Source organism: Agrobacterium sp. 22117 (assembly GCF_052045735.1).
GTDB lineage: Bacteria > Pseudomonadota > Alphaproteobacteria > Rhizobiales > Rhizobiaceae > Agrobacterium > Agrobacterium cavarae.
In genome coordinates this window covers 577,715-594,307 of sequence record NZ_JBQEPP010000004.1, presented here as the reverse complement: position 1 = coordinate 594,307, position 16,593 = coordinate 577,715, and the positions used below count along the sequence as shown (strand labels likewise).

Below are 16,593 nucleotides of genomic sequence, written 5' to 3'. Positions count from 1 at the left end.
TAAGCGAGGCAATCAACTGCCGCGCGTCCCGCGCCCATAAAAATGACAAGGTAGGTCCATGAACCAGAAAACCTTTAGATCGAACGGCCATTTTCCGGATCCTGCAAAGGATTCCGACACCTTTATCGACCTCGACCGCCTATGGGCTGCTGTGGTGCGCCGGGCCAATATCATTGGCGCTTGCGTCGTTGCAAGCATGGTTCTGGCTGGACTTTATCTCGTTCTGGCGACCCCTGTTTATACCGCGATGACCCAGGTGCTTCTTGATGAAAGCCTGTCTCGTTACGCTGAGGAGGAAAGCCCCGTCCCCGCGGCCCAGGTCATCGACAACCGGATTGCCAGCGCTGTCGAAATCCTGAAGTCGAAAGAGATGGCTCTGACCGTCGTGGACAAGGCAAGGCTTGACGAGAACGACACCATCGTCAACCCGCCGACTGGCCCGGTCGAACTTGTCAAATCTTCCGTCAAGGCCGTGGTCGATCTCGTGACACCGAGCGACACGCCCGCGTCGGAAGAGGCGATCCGCAACGGCAAGCGGGAAAAGGCGGCTGCCGTGATCCAGCAGGCTTTGACGGTGGAACGCGTCGGCCGGAGCTCGGTCATCGCAATCTCGATCCGCTCCACGGACCGCCAGCTTGCCGCCAACATCGCCAAGACCTATGCGAATTCCTATCTGACCGAGCAGTTGAACGCCAATTTCGACGCTTCGGAACGCGCTTCGGTCTGGCTGCAGGAACGTCTGACGGATCTCAACCAGCGCGCCCAAGCCGCTTCTCTGGCCGTCGAGAAATACAAGGCCGACAACAACATCGTATCCTCACGCGGGGAGTTGATGTCCGAAGGTCAGCTTGCCGATCTGAATGGGCAACTGATTGCTGCCCAGGCCGATGCGGCGACGGCACAGGCCCGCTACTCTCAGTACAAATCGATCATCGATCAGGGCCCGGACAACGCGGTCAATAACGCGGTGGTGTCGGCACGTGACACGGACAATACGGTCATTCAGGACCTGCGCAAACGCTACATCGGCATTTCGGACCGAGAGCGCGGCGTGATCCAGCAGTTTGGCAAGGATCACCCGCAGGCCATCGCTCTCGAGGCTGAGAAAAAGGATCTGGCGGGCCAGATCTACCAGGAACTTCAGCAGTTGACTGGTAGCTTCAAGAATGAATACGATGTCACCCAGTCGCGTGTGCAGTCGCTGCGCGATAACATTGATCGCGTTGCCGGCAGCAATTCCCAGACCAATATGACGATGGTCAAACTTCGGGAACTGGAACAGCAGGCTACCGCGCTGAAGACGCTTTACGAATCCTATCTCGGCCGCTTCGAGGAGGCATCGCAGAAGCAGTCCTTCCCGATTGCCAAGGCACGCGTCATTTCAGAAGCCGGCCTGCCGACATCGCCCTCCAGCCCGAAGAAGACCATGACGATGGCGCTTTCGATCGTGCTGGGCCTGATGCTGGGTGGCGGTCTGGCGGCGGTGCTGGAATTCCGCGATCGCTATTTCCACACCGGCGCCGACGTGCGTGACAATCTGCGGATGCGCTTCCTGGGCTACCTGCCGTTCATTGGCGAGAAGGGGGTCGAGACCGGAAAGTCGGAAACTGGCGCGGCCACGCCGGATGTGCCTGATACCAATATCGAAGATAACGGGCAGGTCTCATTCCAAAAGATGCTGCGGCTTGCCGTCGACAGCCCGCGCTCCAGCTTCACCGAGACGCTGCGCAACGTGAAACTGACAGCCGATGTGGTGATCCAGGAGCGGCAGTGCCGCGTGATCGGCGTGATCTCCTGCCTGCCAAATGAAGGCAAGTCGGTCGTCGCACTCAATCTCGCGGGGCTCATTGCCACCACCGGCAAGCGCACGCTGGTGGTGGATGCCGATATTCGCAATCCTGGTCTCAGCCGTATGCTGACCACGCGCCAGTCGGCCGGTCTTGTCGAAGTGGTTTTGGATGATGTTCCTTGGACCAAAGCCGTCAAGGTCGATAGCCGAACCAAGATGGGCATTCTGCCAGTCTCCGTCAGCAACCAGTTTGCCCATTCGAGCGAGCTGCTGGCATCTGCTGGCATGCGCAAGTTCATGGAGTCTGCGCGTGAAGCCTGCGACTACATCATCGTCGACTTGGCGCCTGTCGTTCCGGTGATCGATGCCAAGGCCTTCGCCTCGCAGGTGGATGGATTCGTCTTCGTCACAGAATGGGGCAAGACGCCAATCCAGATGGTTCAGAACCTGATGAACCACGAACCGGAAATCGCCAGCAAGACGCTCGGCATCGTTCTGAACAAGACGGATATGACAGAGCTTCAGCGCTATGCAGACCCGGGCGGCTCGGAACATTACCACGAGCAGTTCGGCGCCTATTACGGCGATGCGAAGAAGCCCGTGCCGGAAACGGTCTGATCAAGCAACAAGATGCCCGCCCTCAAGCGGGCATTTTCTTGTTCCCAAGCGCTATCGCGGGGTGGATTTCGAATTCTTTTTCCGACTTTATGTGGGCTCAGCCGATCTCACGCAGGATGATGACCCATGACCTCGCCTATCGCTTACGTTTCCCGCGCAACCGATGACGAGGAGGCGAGTTGGATCGACACCCTGGCGAAGGCAATGCCGGAAGAAAAGATCGTCTCCATTCGACAGATGACGGACGCCGAACGTCACGCCGCCGAGGTCGCCATCGTCGCCAATCCTGATCCCGCCGATATCGCCCAGCTCCCCGGATTGACATGGATCCACAGCCTTTGGGCGGGCGTGGAGCGCATTGTTTCGGAACTCGGGCCGACAGCGCCGCCCATTGTGCGTCTGACCGATCCGGAACTGGCGCGCGTCATGGGAGAGGCGGTGCTCGCCTGGACCTATTACCTGCATCGCGACATGCCGGCCTACCGCCAGCAGCAGGAAAAGAAGGTCTGGAAAGATCTCGAATACCGCCATCCGAAAGACGTGACGGTTGGTCTTGTCGGGCTAGGCCTGCTCGGCACCGAATCTGCAAAACGCCTGCGGGGCGCCGGCTTCAATGTCATGGGCTGGAGCCGCTCGCTCAAAGACCTGGAAGGCGTGACAACACGGTCTGGTGAAGATGGGCTGAACGAGCTTCTCGAAAAAAGCGATATCGTCGTCTGCCTCGTTCCGTTGACTTCCGAGACCCGCGGCCTGATCAATGCCGGCCGTTTGCAGCGTATGAAGGCGGGCGCATCGATCATCAATTTCGCCAGGGGAGCTGTTATCGTCGCCGATGACCTCTTGGCATCGCTTGAGAGTGGCCATCTCGGTCATGCCGTGCTCGATGTTTTCGAGAAAGAACCGCTCGACGAAGGTTCACCGTTCTGGAGCCATCCGAGCGTTACGGTCCTCCCCCACATCTCGGCACCGACCGACCGCAGCTCCTCTGCCGCAATCGTCGCGCAGAATATTCGCGACTGGCGGAGGACGGGAGAATTGCCGACGACGGTCGATATGCAAAAAGGCTACTGACGCAGGCAAGGCATCGGCTTCAAGCGTATCGCGATCTGAAAGACCGCGACACGTGCTCATGACGGATCAGGAATTGCTCATCGCCTGACCGATGGCGTAGCGCACATCGTTTTCGTTGTAAGGCTTGCAAAGCAGGACGGCACCGGCCGGTGCATTCTTCGGCAGGAAATTGTCCCCCGTGGCGAAGACCACGGCGATCTCCGGCTTGCGCTGCTTGACGAGCACGGCAAGCTCCGCACCGCCCATATCCGGCAGCCCGAGATCGGTCACCAGAATGTCGATCTCCTCCCGATCCAGCAGATCGAGCGCCTGCGTTGCGTTCGCGGCTTCGACCACTGCATGGCCGACTTCGGTCAGAATGTCCGTGGTGTTCATACGGATCAGGTCGTCATCCTCGACCAGCAGGACACGCAACGCGTCCTTAGCCTCGACCTTCGCAGTCGGTTCGCTCGCCACCGCCTGATCAGGGGCGCGGTCACGGGTCGATTCGGCTCTCTGCTTCTGATTGGCAATCACATGGCGCAGTCGGCGTGCCAGCGCTTCGCGCGTATAGGGCTTTGAGAGGAGCTCGACGCCAGGATCCAGCTTGCCGCCATGGACGATGGAGTTTTCCGTATAGCCGGAGGTAAAGAGGATGGCGAGATGCGGCATGCGCTCCTTGACGCGGCGCGCCATCTCGCTGCTCTTCAATGGCCCAGGCATGACGACATCGGTAAAGATGACGTCGATCGGCACGCCGCTTTCGGCAACCGTTAGGCCGGCCTGCGCGTCGCGCGCCGTCAGAACCCGGTAGCCAAGATCGGTCAGCATCTCGACGACAGTGCCGCGGACTTCGTCGTCATCCTCCACGACGAGCACCGTTTCCGAACCGCCGACGACGGGCCCGTTGTGAACGACAATCTCTCTGTCTTCGTCCGCCATGGAGCGTGGCAGATAGATGCGTACAGTGGTTCCCTGCCCCAGCTCCGAGTAAATCTTCACATGGCCGCCCGACTGCTTGACGAACCCATAGACCATCGACAGGCCAAGGCCGGTGCCCTTGCCTTCCGGCTTGGTGGAGAAGAAGGGTTCGAAGACGCGGTCGAGGATTTCCGGTTTCATGCCGGAGCCGGTATCGGTCACCGCGAGCATGACATATTGGCCAGGCTCTACCTCCGCATGATTGCGCGCATAGTCCATATCAAGCGAGGCATTGCCAACTTCGATCGTCAGCTTGCCTGTCCCTTCCATGGCGTCGCGCGCGTTGATCGCGAGGTTGAGAAGTGCGTTTTCGACCTGGGTCGGATCGGCATAGGTATTCCACAGGCCGCCAGCGGTGATGACCTCGACCTCGACGGCCTCGCCAAGCGAGCGTCTCAAAAGATCGTCCATGCCGGCGACGAAGCGACCGACATTGATGACGCGTGGCTCAAGTGCCTGACGACGACCGAAGGCCAGAAGCTGGCTTGCGAGCTTCGCACCGCGACTGACGCCAGCAAGCGCATTGCCGACGCGGCGTTCGGCTCTTTCATTGCCGGCCACATCCTTGGCAAGAAGCTGGAGATTTCCGGCTATGACCTGGAGCAGGTTGTTGAAATCATGCGCGACGCCGCCGGTCAGTTGGCCGATCGCTTCCATCTTCTGCGCCTGCTGCAACGCAAGTTCTGTCTGACGACGCTCGGCAATTTCTTTCTCGACGCGGGCTTCAAGCCCTTCGTTCAGCTGACGAAGCTGGTCTTCGGCGCGAATACGGTGACGGATTTCGCGCTCAAGACTGGCGGCATGCTCCTTCAGCGCCACCTCGGCGCTGCGCTGCTCGGTAATATCGGTATGAACGCCCACCCACTCGGTGATCTCGCCATGCGCATCGATGATCGGCACGCCGCGAATGGCAAAGGTGCGATAAACGCCATCGCGCCGGCGGACGCGATGCTCCCAGACATAAGTTGCCTTTGCCGCGACGGCACGGTTCCAGCTGTCGATCGATCCTTCACGATCTCCAGGATGAACCGCTTCTGCCCAGCCGAAGCCTTGATATTCGTCGTAGCTTTGACCGGTCAGTTGCGACCAGGCGGGCTGTTCACCACTCATCCGGCCTTCGGGGCTGTTCGTCCATAGAACACCGTGGACGGCTTCGACAGCAGCCTTGAACCGACTGTTGCTGAGGAGGATTTCGCGCTCGGCCTGCTTCCTCGTCTCGATATCGATGATCAGGATGTAGCAGCCGTCCACCTCGCCCCTGTGGTCGTGTCTCGGCACGTATCGGATTTCAGCCGCATGCTGCTTGCCGTCAGGACGCTGTATGCTGGTGTCGGAGACGATATGCTCGCCTGCCATGGAGCGCTGAATGAATGGCTTGCGCTCGTTGAAGAATGCCTCACCCACGACGTCCACGACGCGTTTGCCAAGCACGTCTTCTGGTGCCCAACCGAACCAGTCGAGATAGCCCTGATTGGCAAAGCGATAGGTGTAGTTGAGGTCGATAAAACCGACGAGGATCGGCAAGGCAGAGGTGAGACGGCTCAGTTCTTCGCGACTAGCGGCCAGTGCCTGGACAGTCTTCACCTTCTCGGTGTTTTCAAGAACAGTGCACAGGACGCCTTCGACGATGCCTACATCATTGTAGATCGGCGTGTAGAAGAGATCGAAGACGACCTCCTCCGGCGTACCGTTGCGGTTAAGGACCATTTTCTGATCGCGAAAGGACTGCACCTCTCCACGAAAACCCGCCTCCAGGATCTTTTCGTTCCAGTCCCAGATTTCCGGCCATATGCCGTTGACCGTGCCGCCGAGCGCGTGCGGATGATAGTTCCCGGCAATTTCGGTGTAGCCGTCATTATAGATCATCACATGATCCGGCCCCCACATCAAAACCTGCGGGATGGGTGAGTTGACCACCGAGTTCACCTTCAGGCGAAGGATCTGCGGCCATTCGGCAATCGGCCCGAGCGACGTCTTCGACCAGTCAAAAGCGCGTACCAAGGCACCCGCCTCTCCGCCACCGACAGGCCAACTCGCAAACGCACCCATATCAGTCATGCAAATTCACCAACAAGAACTTCGACTTGCCACGCCAAGTCTTGAATACAGGAAATGGAAGCAGGCTCTCGCTTATCCATTTGAATGGACTTATCAAGCTCTTTTTCATGTGTGATGCAAGAGGTATGACGATCATATGACTAACCGATGTCTGTCAACCGGTTCAGCAGACCTCTTGCTGCCGCCTTTCCTGTGGCAAAACAGGCTGTTAGAAGGTATCCACCGGTGGTTGCCTCCCAGTCCAGCATCTCGCCTGCGACGAAGAATCCCGGCAAGGATTTCAGCATATAGTTCTGATCGATACCTTCCCAGCGAATCCCACCAGCACTTGATATCGCCTCGGCAATTGGACGAGGTGCGGAAACAGCAAGTGGAACCGCCTTGATCAACCGAGCCAGCTCGCTCGCGGACATCTCCTGTGGTGATGCGCATTCGCGCAACAGCGCGACCTTGACGGGAGACAGCCCGACGCTTTTACGAAGCCTGTTCGAGAAACTGTCCTTGCTGGAGGCCCGCGCCAGATCCCGCGCAACGCGCTCCTCGGAGCGACCAGGGGCCAGATCGATCGTGAGGACAGTCCGACGGCCTTCGCGAAGACTGTCTCGCAAAGCGGCAGCGTGCGCATAGATCAGGGCACCCTCGACCCCGTGCCGGGTGATGACGAACTCTCCTTCGAAGCGACCCGCATCGGACGTGGTGACGACGGATTTGAGCGGCTCGCCAGAAAAGCGCTCGCGAAAATGCTCGCTCCAGGCGACATCGAAGCCGCAATTGGCTGGCTGGAAATCCGCAACGTCCACGCCTGCTTCCCGCAGTCCCTGCACCCACTCACCCGTCGAGCCAAGCCTCGGCCAGCTTGCGCCACCGAGCGCAAGCAAAACAGCATCCGGCTTGATTTCGATTTTCCCATCCGGCGTCTCGAAAAGAAGCGCGCCGTCATGCAGCCCGACCCAGCGATGGCGCACCTTGACCGCAACGCCCCGCTCTGTGAGTCGGTTGAGCCACGCCCGCAACAAAGGCGAGCCTTTCATCGCCTTCGGAAAGACACGGCCGGAGGTTCCGACAAAAGTCTCCTGCCCCAGCCCCCCCGCCCAGTCGCGCAGCATCTGCGGTGTAAACGCGTCCAGCGCGCTTTTAAGGCGGGCTTCTGAAGCGCCAAAGCGCGTGGTAAAGCGGGCGTAATCCTCGCCATGGGTGATGTTGAGGCCGGACTTTCCGGCCATCAGAAATTTGCGCGCGACGGTCGGCATCGATTCATAAACAGTCACGTCCACGTCCGACGTAGATAGTTCCTCGGCAGCCATCAGACCTGCCGGACCTCCACCGATGATCGCAATCTGTTTTCTGTGCATTGCCAACGACTATCCTTCGACTGTTCGATGTTCTTAAAGCATGTCGCGCAAAACTGTGCAGCGGTTTTACGAGAACGACATGCGACAAGACAAAGAATGAAGGCGTGAGGGGGAATCTGAAAGATCGCCACGTGCTTTCGAACGTTTGCCGCAACGCGTATATGCGCTATTGAGGCGTCATGTTCACGCTGATCCGGACGGAAACTTTCGAACAGGACATCAAGAAGAGTCGCTTTATCGCGACGGCAGGCCCTGTTGCCAATGAGGAAGCCGCAAGACGCTTCATCGCCGACCATTCGGACCCGGCGGCCAACCACAATTGCTGGGCATGGCGCATCGGCCAAAGTTATCGTTTCAACGACGACGGCGAACCATCAGGAACAGCGGGCAAGCCAATCCTCCAGGCGATCGACGGGAACGAACTCGACAGCATCGCAGTGGTCGTCACACGCTGGTTCGGCGGAATCCTGCTGGGCAGTGGCGGCCTTGTGCGCGCCTATGGCGGAACGGCGGCGTCCTGTCTGAGGGATGCCGAGAAAACCGTCATTATTCCCGCCTATCAACTGACTTTGACCTGCGGCTTTTCCGACCTCGCGCTGGTCAAGTCCCGCCTTCTATCCGTTGAGCATCTGGTCATCGAGGACGAGACATTCACGGGCGCGGGGGCAGACCTCAGCGTCAGTGTGCCTTCGAGCGAAGCGCAACGCGTTGCGCGCATGATTCAGGACATCACCAGTGGGCGTATCCTTCTGCCGTTGCCGGAATAGGGCCATCCCCCGCCGCGCTGGCGTGTGGCGCAAATCATGCTATGAGGCTTCGCATGTCTGGCCAATTGCAAAACCCGATCTATAATCCGCCGCTGGAGCCCTATATCTCGATCCTTCACCGGGATGAGAGCCTGCTGGTGCTGGACAAGCCAAGCGGGCTGCTGTCGGTACCAGGGCGAGATCCCGCACTTGCCGACAGCCTCGCAACTCGCGTTCAAAAACAGTTCCCCTCTGCCTTGATGATCAACCGGCTCGACAAGGATACCTCCGGCATCGTCTTGATGTCGTTGCACAAAAAGGCCCATGCTGCCATCGCGAGCCAGTTCGAAAGCCGGACGACGAAAAAAATCTACCAGGCAATCGTCTGGGGCGAAGTGAAGGGCGAAAGTGGCGACATCGATCTTCCGCTGGCGATCGACCCGGACAACAAGCCGCGGCACCGGGTGGACCAGGATAATGGACGTCCGTCACAGACGCAGTGGCGTGTTCTGGAACGCCTGCCGCTTCCCGCGACGCGTCTCGAACTGCGTCCTCTAACCGGCCGAACGCATCAGCTGCGAGTGCATCTGAAGGCGCTTGGTCATCCTATTCTTGGCGATGAATTCTACGCCAGCGGCGAGGCCCTTGCCGCATCGGAGCGGCTTCTTCTGCACGCCGAAGAACTGAGCTTCCAACATCCGGACGGTCACGATGTGACCTTTCACGTCCCCGCGCCCTTCTGAGACGAGCCATGGCAAGGAAAGATGAAAGTCAAGAATTTGTCGTTGATTTCGTCGGCGGAGCAGTCGGTCACCGATTGCGCTCGGGTGAAGGGCGGGGACAGGCTTTGCCGAAGGCCGCCGGTTTCACCAAAGGCCGCACGCCCACAATCGTCGACGCGACGGCGGGTCTCGGCCGCGACGCGTTTCTGCTTGCCTCGCTTGGCGCGCATGTCACGCTGATCGAGCGGTCTCCGGAGATGCATGCCCATCTGCAAGATGGAATTGCCAGAGCGCTCGCCGCAGGCGGCATTTATCAAGAGATCGCCTCCAGAATGACGCTTCGTCACGGGGACTCCAGAGAGTTGCTGAAGACCTTGTCGCCAGACGTGGTGGTGGTCGATCCGATGCACCCGCCCCGCCACAACAGCGCGCTGGTGAAAAAAGAAATGCGGGTGCTGCGCGATGTGGTGGGTTCAGACCCGGACCAGCTGGAACTGATGGAAGCGGCGTTGCAGTCCGCGAACAAAAGAGTGGTCCTGAAATGGCCGCTTCGGGCGGCGCTTATGGAGGGGCTTCAAAAGCCCTCCCATCAGATTTGCGGAAAGAACACGCGCTATGACGTGTTCATGGTGTTCAGAGCTGAGGTTTCCGACGATTAACGGAACACCGGCTTGCGCTGCGCGTTCATCAAAAGCTCATGACGCGAGGCAAAATCACCGAAAAGTTTGCGAAGACGCTTCTCTTCGGTCTCATCCAGTCGATAGCGACGGCAAAACTCCATCACGCTCAAAATTGGCTTGACCTCGGTAGTGTCAAGCTCGTCCTTGTCCAATCTTTGCATAATGCCCTCCTAACCGACGCAGCTAAACGCCGCTCGCAGAAGAACGTTCCAAGGTAAATCGTGTGGACGAGAAATTACATAAGACTGTACACGCGCCGATCAAGTTTTCTTGACGGACGTTGATGCAACTTAAAAAGCGCCGAAATGTTCCCGGTCGGCTCAATTAAACCGGAAGGGAGTTCCATGCCGCGCGTTCGAAACCTGCTGACCACCACACTTCTGTCTGCCATCCTTGCCGTTCCAGGCTACGCCTTGGCGCAATCTGCGAGCCCTGTAGAAACGAACCCACCGCATGGGACGAACCAGAAGCCCGCTTTTGAAGGACAGACACGCGCACCACAGCCGGACAAAATGCCGTCGCTGCAAAAGACCGTTGTTGCCGATGACCTTCCCCATCTCTGGTCGATGGCTCTCTTGCCAGATGGCCGGATGCTCGTCTTGGCGAAGGAAGGTGCCATGCACATCGTCAAGGATGGCAAGGCCGGACCTGCGATCGAGGGCGTGCCCGAAGTCGCCTCTGACGGCCAGGGTGGTCTTCTCGACATTGCGTTGGCGCCTGATTTCGAAACGTCAGGAATGATCTACTTCTCCTTCTCCGAACCGCGCGATGGCGGCAACGGCACGTCGGTGGCTTCGGCAAAGCTGGTCGAGAAGGATGGCACGGCAGCGCTTGAGAACACCGCAGTCATCTTCCGTCAAACGCCCACCTATGACGGAGACAAGCACTTCGGCTCTCGTCTCGTCTTCGGAAATAATGGCGAGCTTTATGTCACCGTTGGCGAGCGTTCCGACAAGGAGCCACGCGTCCAAGCGCAGGATCTCTCCAGCGGACTGGGCAAGGTGTTCCGCATCGACACCAGCGGTAAAGCACTCCAGGATAATCCTTTCGTCGGCCGCGAAAACGCCCTGCCCGAAATCTGGAGCTATGGTCATCGCAACATCCAATCCGCAGCCCTCGATGGCGAAGGGCGCCTTTGGACCGTCGAACACGGTCCGAAGGGCGGTGATGAGTTGAACCTTCCAAAGGCCGGACTGAACTATGGCTGGCCGGTCATCACCTACGGCATCGAATATAGCGGCGACAAGGTCGGTGAAGGCGCGACCGCCAAGGAAGGCATGGAGCAGCCCACCTACTACTGGGATCCGGTCGTCGGCCCCTCTGGCATGGTCTACTATAATGGCGATGCCATTCCGGAGTGGAAGGGCTCGTTCCTGATCGGCGGCCTGGTCACTCAGGGTCTCGTGGTTCTGAAGATGGATGGCGACAAGGTGGTTTCGGAAGGCCGTCTGCCGTTGGAAGCGCGCATACGCGATGTCGAGCTCGGCAAGGACGGCGCAATCTACGCCGTGACCGAAGAGCGCGGCGGCGGAAAGTCACAGATCATCCGTCTGGCGCCGGACGCCTGATCCTCCGGAGTCTGATCAAATTCACAGGAGCGGGCATGTCCCGCTCCTTTTTCTGGAACGGACACCTGTTCAGCGCAGTTATTTGAGAAAACTCGAAGGCAGCGCCAAATCATGAACCAGCACCCCGCCCGGCTCCTCAAGAAAATCGGTCTAACCTATGTCAGCGACCAGGAACCCGGCATCGCCCGTGAGCGGCGCGGCAAGGGATTTTCCTACAGGCTTCCAGACGGAACATTGCTTTCCGACAAGATCGAAATTACACGCATACGGTCACTTGCCATCCCGCCCGCCTATCAACGCGTCTGGATCTGCATCGAGCCCTCGGGCCATCTTCAGGCGACCGGCTTCGATGCGAGAGGGCGAAAGCAGTATCGCTATCATGTCGACTGGCACGCATTTCGCGGTGAAACCAAGTTCTTCCAGTTGAAGTCGTTCGGCGAGGCATTGCCCGCCATTCGCCGCCGGGCGCTCTCCGATATCGAGAAGGACATCAACAGCCAGAACAGAACGCTCGCAGCGTTGGTTCTTCTTCTTGACGCGGCCTACCTGCGCGTTGGTAACAAGACCTATCTTGAAAGCAACGGCACCTATGGTGCAACGACGCTTCTGAAGCGCCATGTGTCGCTCGGCGAGACGATTGAACTTCGTTTTATCGCCAAGGGTGGACAGAAGGTGCGCCGCAGCCTTCGGCACCCAAAGCTGCAAAAGATTCTGGAAGAGATCGCTGATCTGCCCGGCAAACAGCTTTTCGTTTGGCAGGATGAAAACCACATGGTCCATCCCATCGATTCCAGCGCACTCAATAGCTACCTGTCCGAAACAGCGGGCGAAGGCATTTCAGCCAAGACCTTCCGCACCTGGGGCGGCACGCTGGCTGGCTTTTGCCACGCTGCAGAGCGCCTCGCGAGCGGCAGCGCGCCGACCATCAAGAGCATCTGCGAAGCAGCGGCAGAAGAGCTTTCCAACACGCCAGCCATCTGCCGCAAAAGCTATGTCCACCCATCCGTACTGGATCTTGCCACCGAGCCGAAAGCGATCAAACGGCTTGAGACCGTTTTGGAAACGCCGACAAAAGCCATATCGGGGCTAAGGGCAGACGAGCGTCGGCTTATCTCCTACCTCACCTAATTAAGCACTATCTTGATAACCAGGTTGAACCGTTCAGCCTCGTGTCAGCAAATCTCTCCAGAAGGCCTTCATTAGCCGGAAAAGTAAAAAGCGCTCATGCGCGCCCGGTACACTGATTGGCACGAGGAGAATGGGCGCGTGGCACCATTGACGGATCACCTGGACAGCAGCAAACTTCGCCGTCCTGAAATTGGCAGCATTACATTGAGCGTTATCACCGCTCTGTATTTGCTGTTCTTCATGAACCAGACATTCTGGTCGAAGGTGAACACCCATCTGTCTGCCTATCCCGTCGCGATCTACGCGCTCTATGTGGCCATGGGAGCGCTTTTTGCCGCACTCCTCATCACCTTCTCGGCGAAGTACATCATGAAGCCGGTTCTGATGGTGGTGATCGTCATTTCCGCGCTCTGCTCCTGGTTCATGGATCGCTTCGGTGCGGTGATCGACCGCGACATGGTGCGCAATGCCTTCGAGACCACAACCGGCGAAGCGAACAATCTGATCACCTCCGCCTTCCTCCTGCACATGGCGATCTACGCACTACTCCCCATCGTGCTTCTTGCTTTCGTGCGCATCCGCCACCGCCCGATCCTTGGAAAGCTATTCTGGAATACGCTGAGCGTCATCGCCTGCCTCGTCATCATTGGCGGCATGGCCGCGATGAATTCCAAGACCTTTACCACAGCGATCCGTCAGCACCGGGATATCGTCAAAAGCCTCAATCCAATTTCGCCGATGTTCGCCACGGCGCATTACTTCCAGATCGCCAACAAGGAAGCGCAGTTGACGGTGACGCAGACCGGTCTCGACGCGAGGGTACAGCCTCCTGTCGTTGCGGTCGGCAAGCCGCGTGTGACCGTGGTCGTGGCAGGGGAAACCGCGCGTGCTGCCAATTTCTCGCTGAATGGCTATGGCCGCGAAACCAACCCCGAACTCAAAAAGAAAGATGTGTTCTATTTTCCAAGCACGGTCAGTTGCGGCACCTCCACGGCAATCTCGCTTCCCTGCATGTTCTCTAAGTTCACCCGCTCGGAATATACCCACAGCAAGGCCCTTTCCAATGAGAACCTCATGGATGTTCTGGTGCATGCCGGGGTCGATGCGCAGTGGCTGGACAATGATACCGGAAGCAAGGGCGTAGCGGATCGCATTCCCTATTTCGATCTCAGCGCCACCCGCGATCCCACCTTCTGCAAGACGGGCGAATGCAGTGACGATATCTTCCTCGACAGGCTCGACAGCTGGCTCGACCGCGTCACCAAGGACAGCGTCATCGTGATCCACCAACTCGGCAGCCACGGTCCGTCCTACTACCTCCGTTATGGCGATCAGTTCAGGACATTCACGCCGGATTGCCGGACCTCGGAACTCGGCAATTGCAAGGACGAAGAGATCGTCAACGCCTACGACAATACGATCCTCTATACCGACCATTTCCTCTCTGCCATCATCGACAAGCTGAAGGCCCGCTCTGACAAGCTTGCGACCGGTATGCTCTACGCCTCCGACCATGGCGAGTCGCTTGGCGAAAACGGTCTCTATCTGCATGGTGCGCCTTACATGCTGGCACCGGCAGAGCAGACCCACGTGCCCTTCCTGGTATGGATGGACAATGACTTCGCACGTTCCATGGGTGTGGACCGGGCCTGCCTTGCCGATGAGGCAAAGGCTGGTGGCAAATCCCACGACAATTTCTTCCATAGTATTCTCGGGATGATGAACGTCTCCACCTCGGTCTACGACTCGTCGCTCGACGTCTTCCACGCCTGCCAGTCGAAGCCCACGACATGATGCGCCTGTGCCTTGACGACGAACCGCACGAAGCGATACGCATTGGCAGTTCGGGAGTGAGGTTGGTGTGCGCGTTCTGCTGGTTGAAGACGATCATGTGCTGGGAGAAGCACTAAGGGATCACGTGGCGGCAGCAGGGCATGCCGTGGATTGGTTCAAGACATTGGGCGAAGCCATGGCGGCGACCGAGACCGTGAGCTATGGTCTCATCCTGCTGGATTTGCGACTTCCCGATGGCGAGGGGCTCAGCCTCTTGCGGGCATTGCGCAAAGCCAACAATGCCGTCCCCGTAATCATCCTGACGGCCCATGATCAGGTCTCCGACCGGATCGAGGGCCTGAATGCCGGGGCGGACGACTATCTGGTCAAACCGTTCAATCTCGGCGAGCTGACAGCCCGGATGCTTGCCGTGTCCCGGCGCTATGAGGGACGCTCGACGCCGATCGTCAGATTGCCCGGCATTGAAATCGATCAGGCGGCCAAAAGTATTACGGTCAATGACCGCTCACTGACGCTGAGTGCGCGGGAATGGGCGGTGCTGGAAAAGCTCGTCGAGAGACCGGGCGCGCTTATCTCGAAAGCGCAGTTGCAGGAAACCTTGTATGAGTTCGGTGCCGAAATCGAGAGCAACACTGTCGAGGTCTATATCAGTCGGCTGCGCAAGAAGATCGGTTCCGATCGCGTGGAAACCGTAAGAGGGCTTGGTTATACAATTCGCTGATCTCATACCGTTTAAAACGGAGCCTCGTAAAACGAGCATGACGCGCCGGATGGTGCTCGCGCTGGTCAGCGTGCTGGCTATTTCCTGGATGGTCGCATCCGCCCTTGGCGTGATGGTCATGGAGGAAGAGTTTGCGGAAATCTTCGACAGCGGCGTCCAGGAAACAGCCGACCGGCTGCTACCGCTCGTGGCAGAAGATCTTCGCGAACGCAGCCCCGAAGCGCAACGGCGTCTCGGCCAGCCAACGACCGGCTCGGAATATCTGACCTATCAGGTGCGCGATCGCGACGGTGCTGTGCTGCTGCACTCGCATGAGAGCGCCAGAGAAGGCTTCGACGTGCCGCTGAGGCCGGGTTTTGCCGATACGGATACCCAACGAATCTATACCGTCGTTACGCCGGAGGGAGATCTTTATCTTCAGGTGGCCGACGCTTTCGCCAATCGCCGCGAAGCGATTGAGGAAGCGTCAACGGCGCTCATCCTTCCCGTTCTTGTCCTCATCCCGGCCAGCATCATTGCCGTCATTCTCGTCATCCGTCGCACGTTGGTGCCGATCCAGACGCTGAGAGACGACATTGCCCGCAAGGATGGCGGCAATCTCGCGCCGGTCGATTCCGGTTGCCTTCCGACCGAACTGGATCCGATCGCCCGCTCGGTCAATCTGCTGCTGGAGAGGTTGCGTTCAGCGCTGGAAGCAGAGCGTTCCTTCGCCTCCAACAGCGCGCATGAATTGCGAACGCCGATCGCCGGAGCGCTTGCCCAGGCGCAACGCTTAAAGGCGGATATTCCACCACACCTTGCCCCGCGCGTCGATCAGATCGAATTGTCGCTCTCCAATCTCGCGCAATTGTCCGAGAAGCTTTTGCAGATGTCACGCGCGGAGGCCGGTATCGGCATCTCCGATACGATCATCGATCTTCTCCCGGTGCTGGAACTCGTGGTGGAGGATATGAGCCGCTCAGAACTTGGCGCCGGACGCATTCACCTGCACCTTCCGGAGGACGGGCCGCTGAAAGCCAAGGTCGATCCGGACGCTTTCGGTATCGTTATTCGAAATCTCCTGGAAAATGCGCTGACGCATAGTCCCGAGGATTCGCCGGTCGATATCTATGTCGATAAGGACAGGTCCATTCGGATCGTCAATGACGGAACGCCGATCGATCCAGCACTTCTGCCGAGACTGACGACCCGCTTCATGCGCGGCCAGACCCAGGCGTCTGGGTCTGGCCTTGGCCTTGCGATCGTCGACAATCTGGCAAAGCGCATGAATGCGTCGCTTACTCTATCCTCGCCCGCCCCAGGTCGAGAAGAGGGCTTCGAAGCGAAGATCGATCTGCCGAAGCAGGCGTGAGGCCCTGGAGACAGCTCCAAGCCTCTTAGACTTTA

At 58.6% G+C, this 16,593-nt stretch carries 13 protein-coding genes; 10 read left to right on the top strand and 3 right to left on the bottom strand.

Annotated features, from left to right (window positions below; all coding sequences use genetic code 11):
* Positions 1 to 58 precede the first annotated feature (58 nt).
* Together ACTJKV_RS14765 and ACTJKV_RS14760 are read left to right on the top strand one after the other, a co-directional pair.
* A complete protein-coding gene (locus tag ACTJKV_RS14765; RefSeq protein ID WP_440598958.1) occupies positions 59 to 2,407 on the top strand; it encodes a Wzz/FepE/Etk N-terminal domain-containing protein in 2,349 nt (782 codons plus the stop codon).
* A 126-nt stretch (positions 2,408 to 2,533) separates the two neighbouring features.
* On the top strand, positions 2,534 to 3,478 hold the full coding sequence (locus ACTJKV_RS14760; RefSeq protein ID WP_440598957.1) for a 2-hydroxyacid dehydrogenase: 945 nt from the start codon (positions 2,534 to 2,536) through the stop codon (positions 3,476 to 3,478).
* A 66-nt stretch (positions 3,479 to 3,544) separates the two neighbouring features.
* Here ACTJKV_RS14760 and ACTJKV_RS14755 read toward each other — a convergent pair whose 3' ends face one another.
* Positions 3,545 to 6,496 carry a response regulator gene (locus ACTJKV_RS14755; protein WP_440598956.1) on the bottom strand — a complete coding sequence of 984 codons (2,952 nt, stop codon included), beginning with the start codon at positions 6,494 to 6,496 and terminating at the stop codon, positions 3,545 to 3,547.
* A gap of 140 nt (positions 6,497 to 6,636) precedes the next feature.
* On the bottom strand, positions 6,637 to 7,848 hold the full coding sequence (locus ACTJKV_RS14750; protein ID WP_440598955.1) for a TIGR03862 family flavoprotein: 1,212 nt from the start codon (positions 7,846 to 7,848) through the stop codon (positions 6,637 to 6,639).
* Positions 7,849 to 8,027: 179 nt separating this feature from the next.
* Here ACTJKV_RS14750 and ACTJKV_RS14745 point away from each other — a divergent pair, with 179 nt between their 5' ends.
* From ACTJKV_RS14745 to ACTJKV_RS14735, 3 genes are read left to right on the top strand one after another with little or no spacing between them, the layout of a single operon-like run.
* Positions 8,028 to 8,615, top strand: coding sequence for an IMPACT family protein (locus ACTJKV_RS14745; protein ID WP_440598954.1), 588 nt, complete (start codon positions 8,028 to 8,030; stop codon positions 8,613 to 8,615).
* Positions 8,616 to 8,668: 53 nt separating this feature from the next.
* Positions 8,669 to 9,337: an RluA family pseudouridine synthase gene (locus ACTJKV_RS14740; protein WP_440598953.1), complete on the top strand. Its 669-nt coding sequence runs from the start codon at positions 8,669 to 8,671 to the stop codon at positions 9,335 to 9,337.
* The gene (locus tag ACTJKV_RS14735; RefSeq protein ID WP_440598989.1) at positions 9,334 to 9,975 is read left to right on the top strand and encodes a class I SAM-dependent methyltransferase; all 642 of its coding nucleotides are present in this window, start codon (positions 9,334 to 9,336) and stop codon (positions 9,973 to 9,975) included. Before ACTJKV_RS14740 ends, ACTJKV_RS14735 begins: the two co-directional genes overlap by 4 nt.
* Here ACTJKV_RS14735 and ACTJKV_RS14730 read toward each other — a convergent pair.
* Complete coding sequence (locus ACTJKV_RS14730) at positions 9,972 to 10,157, bottom strand: hypothetical protein (RefSeq protein WP_062424028.1); 186 nt, start codon at positions 10,155 to 10,157, stop codon at positions 9,972 to 9,974. The two genes, ACTJKV_RS14735 and ACTJKV_RS14730, sit on opposite strands and share 4 nt — an antisense overlap.
* A 183-nt stretch (positions 10,158 to 10,340) precedes the next feature.
* Here ACTJKV_RS14730 and ACTJKV_RS14725 point away from each other — a divergent pair, with 183 nt between their 5' ends.
* The 5 genes from ACTJKV_RS14725 (at position 10,341) to ACTJKV_RS14705 (ending at position 16,558) form a co-directional block, all read left to right on the top strand.
* Positions 10,341 to 11,564 (top strand): PQQ-dependent sugar dehydrogenase, encoded by a 1,224-nt coding sequence (locus tag ACTJKV_RS14725; protein ID WP_440598952.1) that lies wholly within the window; start codon positions 10,341 to 10,343, stop codon positions 11,562 to 11,564.
* Between the two features lie 111 nt (positions 11,565 to 11,675).
* A complete protein-coding gene (locus tag ACTJKV_RS14720; RefSeq protein WP_062600597.1) occupies positions 11,676 to 12,692 on the top strand; it encodes a DNA topoisomerase IB in 1,017 nt (338 codons plus the stop codon).
* A gap of 138 nt (positions 12,693 to 12,830) precedes the next feature.
* A complete protein-coding gene (locus ACTJKV_RS14715; protein WP_440598951.1) occupies positions 12,831 to 14,486 on the top strand; it encodes a phosphoethanolamine transferase in 1,656 nt (551 codons plus the stop codon).
* Positions 14,487 to 14,553: 67 nt separating this feature from the next.
* Positions 14,554 to 15,207 (top strand): response regulator, encoded by a 654-nt coding sequence (locus ACTJKV_RS14710; protein WP_062424025.1) that lies wholly within the window; start codon positions 14,554 to 14,556, stop codon positions 15,205 to 15,207.
* A 37-nt stretch (positions 15,208 to 15,244) separates the two neighbouring features.
* Positions 15,245 to 16,558: an ATP-binding protein gene (locus ACTJKV_RS14705; RefSeq protein WP_440598950.1), complete on the top strand. Its 1,314-nt coding sequence runs from the start codon at positions 15,245 to 15,247 to the stop codon at positions 16,556 to 16,558.
* Positions 16,559 to 16,593 lie beyond the last annotated feature (35 nt).

Excerpts from the sequence above, each read along its gene's own strand:
- ACTJKV_RS14765 (WP_440598958.1), top strand. The coding sequence starts at position 59 with ATGAACCAGAAAACCTTTAGATCGAACGGCCATTTTCCGGATCCTGCA.
- ACTJKV_RS14760 (WP_440598957.1), top strand. The coding sequence starts at position 2,534 with ATGACCTCGCCTATCGCTTACGTTTCCCGCGCAACCGATGACGAGGAG.
- ACTJKV_RS14755 (WP_440598956.1), bottom strand. The coding sequence starts at position 6,496 with ATGACTGATATGGGTGCGTTTGCGAGTTGGCCTGTCGGTGGCGGAGAG.
- ACTJKV_RS14750 (WP_440598955.1), bottom strand. The coding sequence starts at position 7,848 with ATGCACAGAAAACAGATTGCGATCATCGGTGGAGGTCCGGCAGGTCTG.
- ACTJKV_RS14745 (WP_440598954.1), top strand. The coding sequence starts at position 8,028 with ATGTTCACGCTGATCCGGACGGAAACTTTCGAACAGGACATCAAGAAG.
- ACTJKV_RS14740 (WP_440598953.1), top strand. The coding sequence starts at position 8,669 with ATGTCTGGCCAATTGCAAAACCCGATCTATAATCCGCCGCTGGAGCCC.
- ACTJKV_RS14730 (WP_062424028.1), bottom strand. The coding sequence starts at position 10,157 with ATGCAAAGATTGGACAAGGACGAGCTTGACACTACCGAGGTCAAGCCA.
- ACTJKV_RS14725 (WP_440598952.1), top strand. The coding sequence starts at position 10,341 with ATGCCGCGCGTTCGAAACCTGCTGACCACCACACTTCTGTCTGCCATC.
- ACTJKV_RS14720 (WP_062600597.1), top strand. The coding sequence starts at position 11,676 with ATGAACCAGCACCCCGCCCGGCTCCTCAAGAAAATCGGTCTAACCTAT.
- ACTJKV_RS14705 (WP_440598950.1), top strand. The coding sequence starts at position 15,245 with ATGACGCGCCGGATGGTGCTCGCGCTGGTCAGCGTGCTGGCTATTTCC.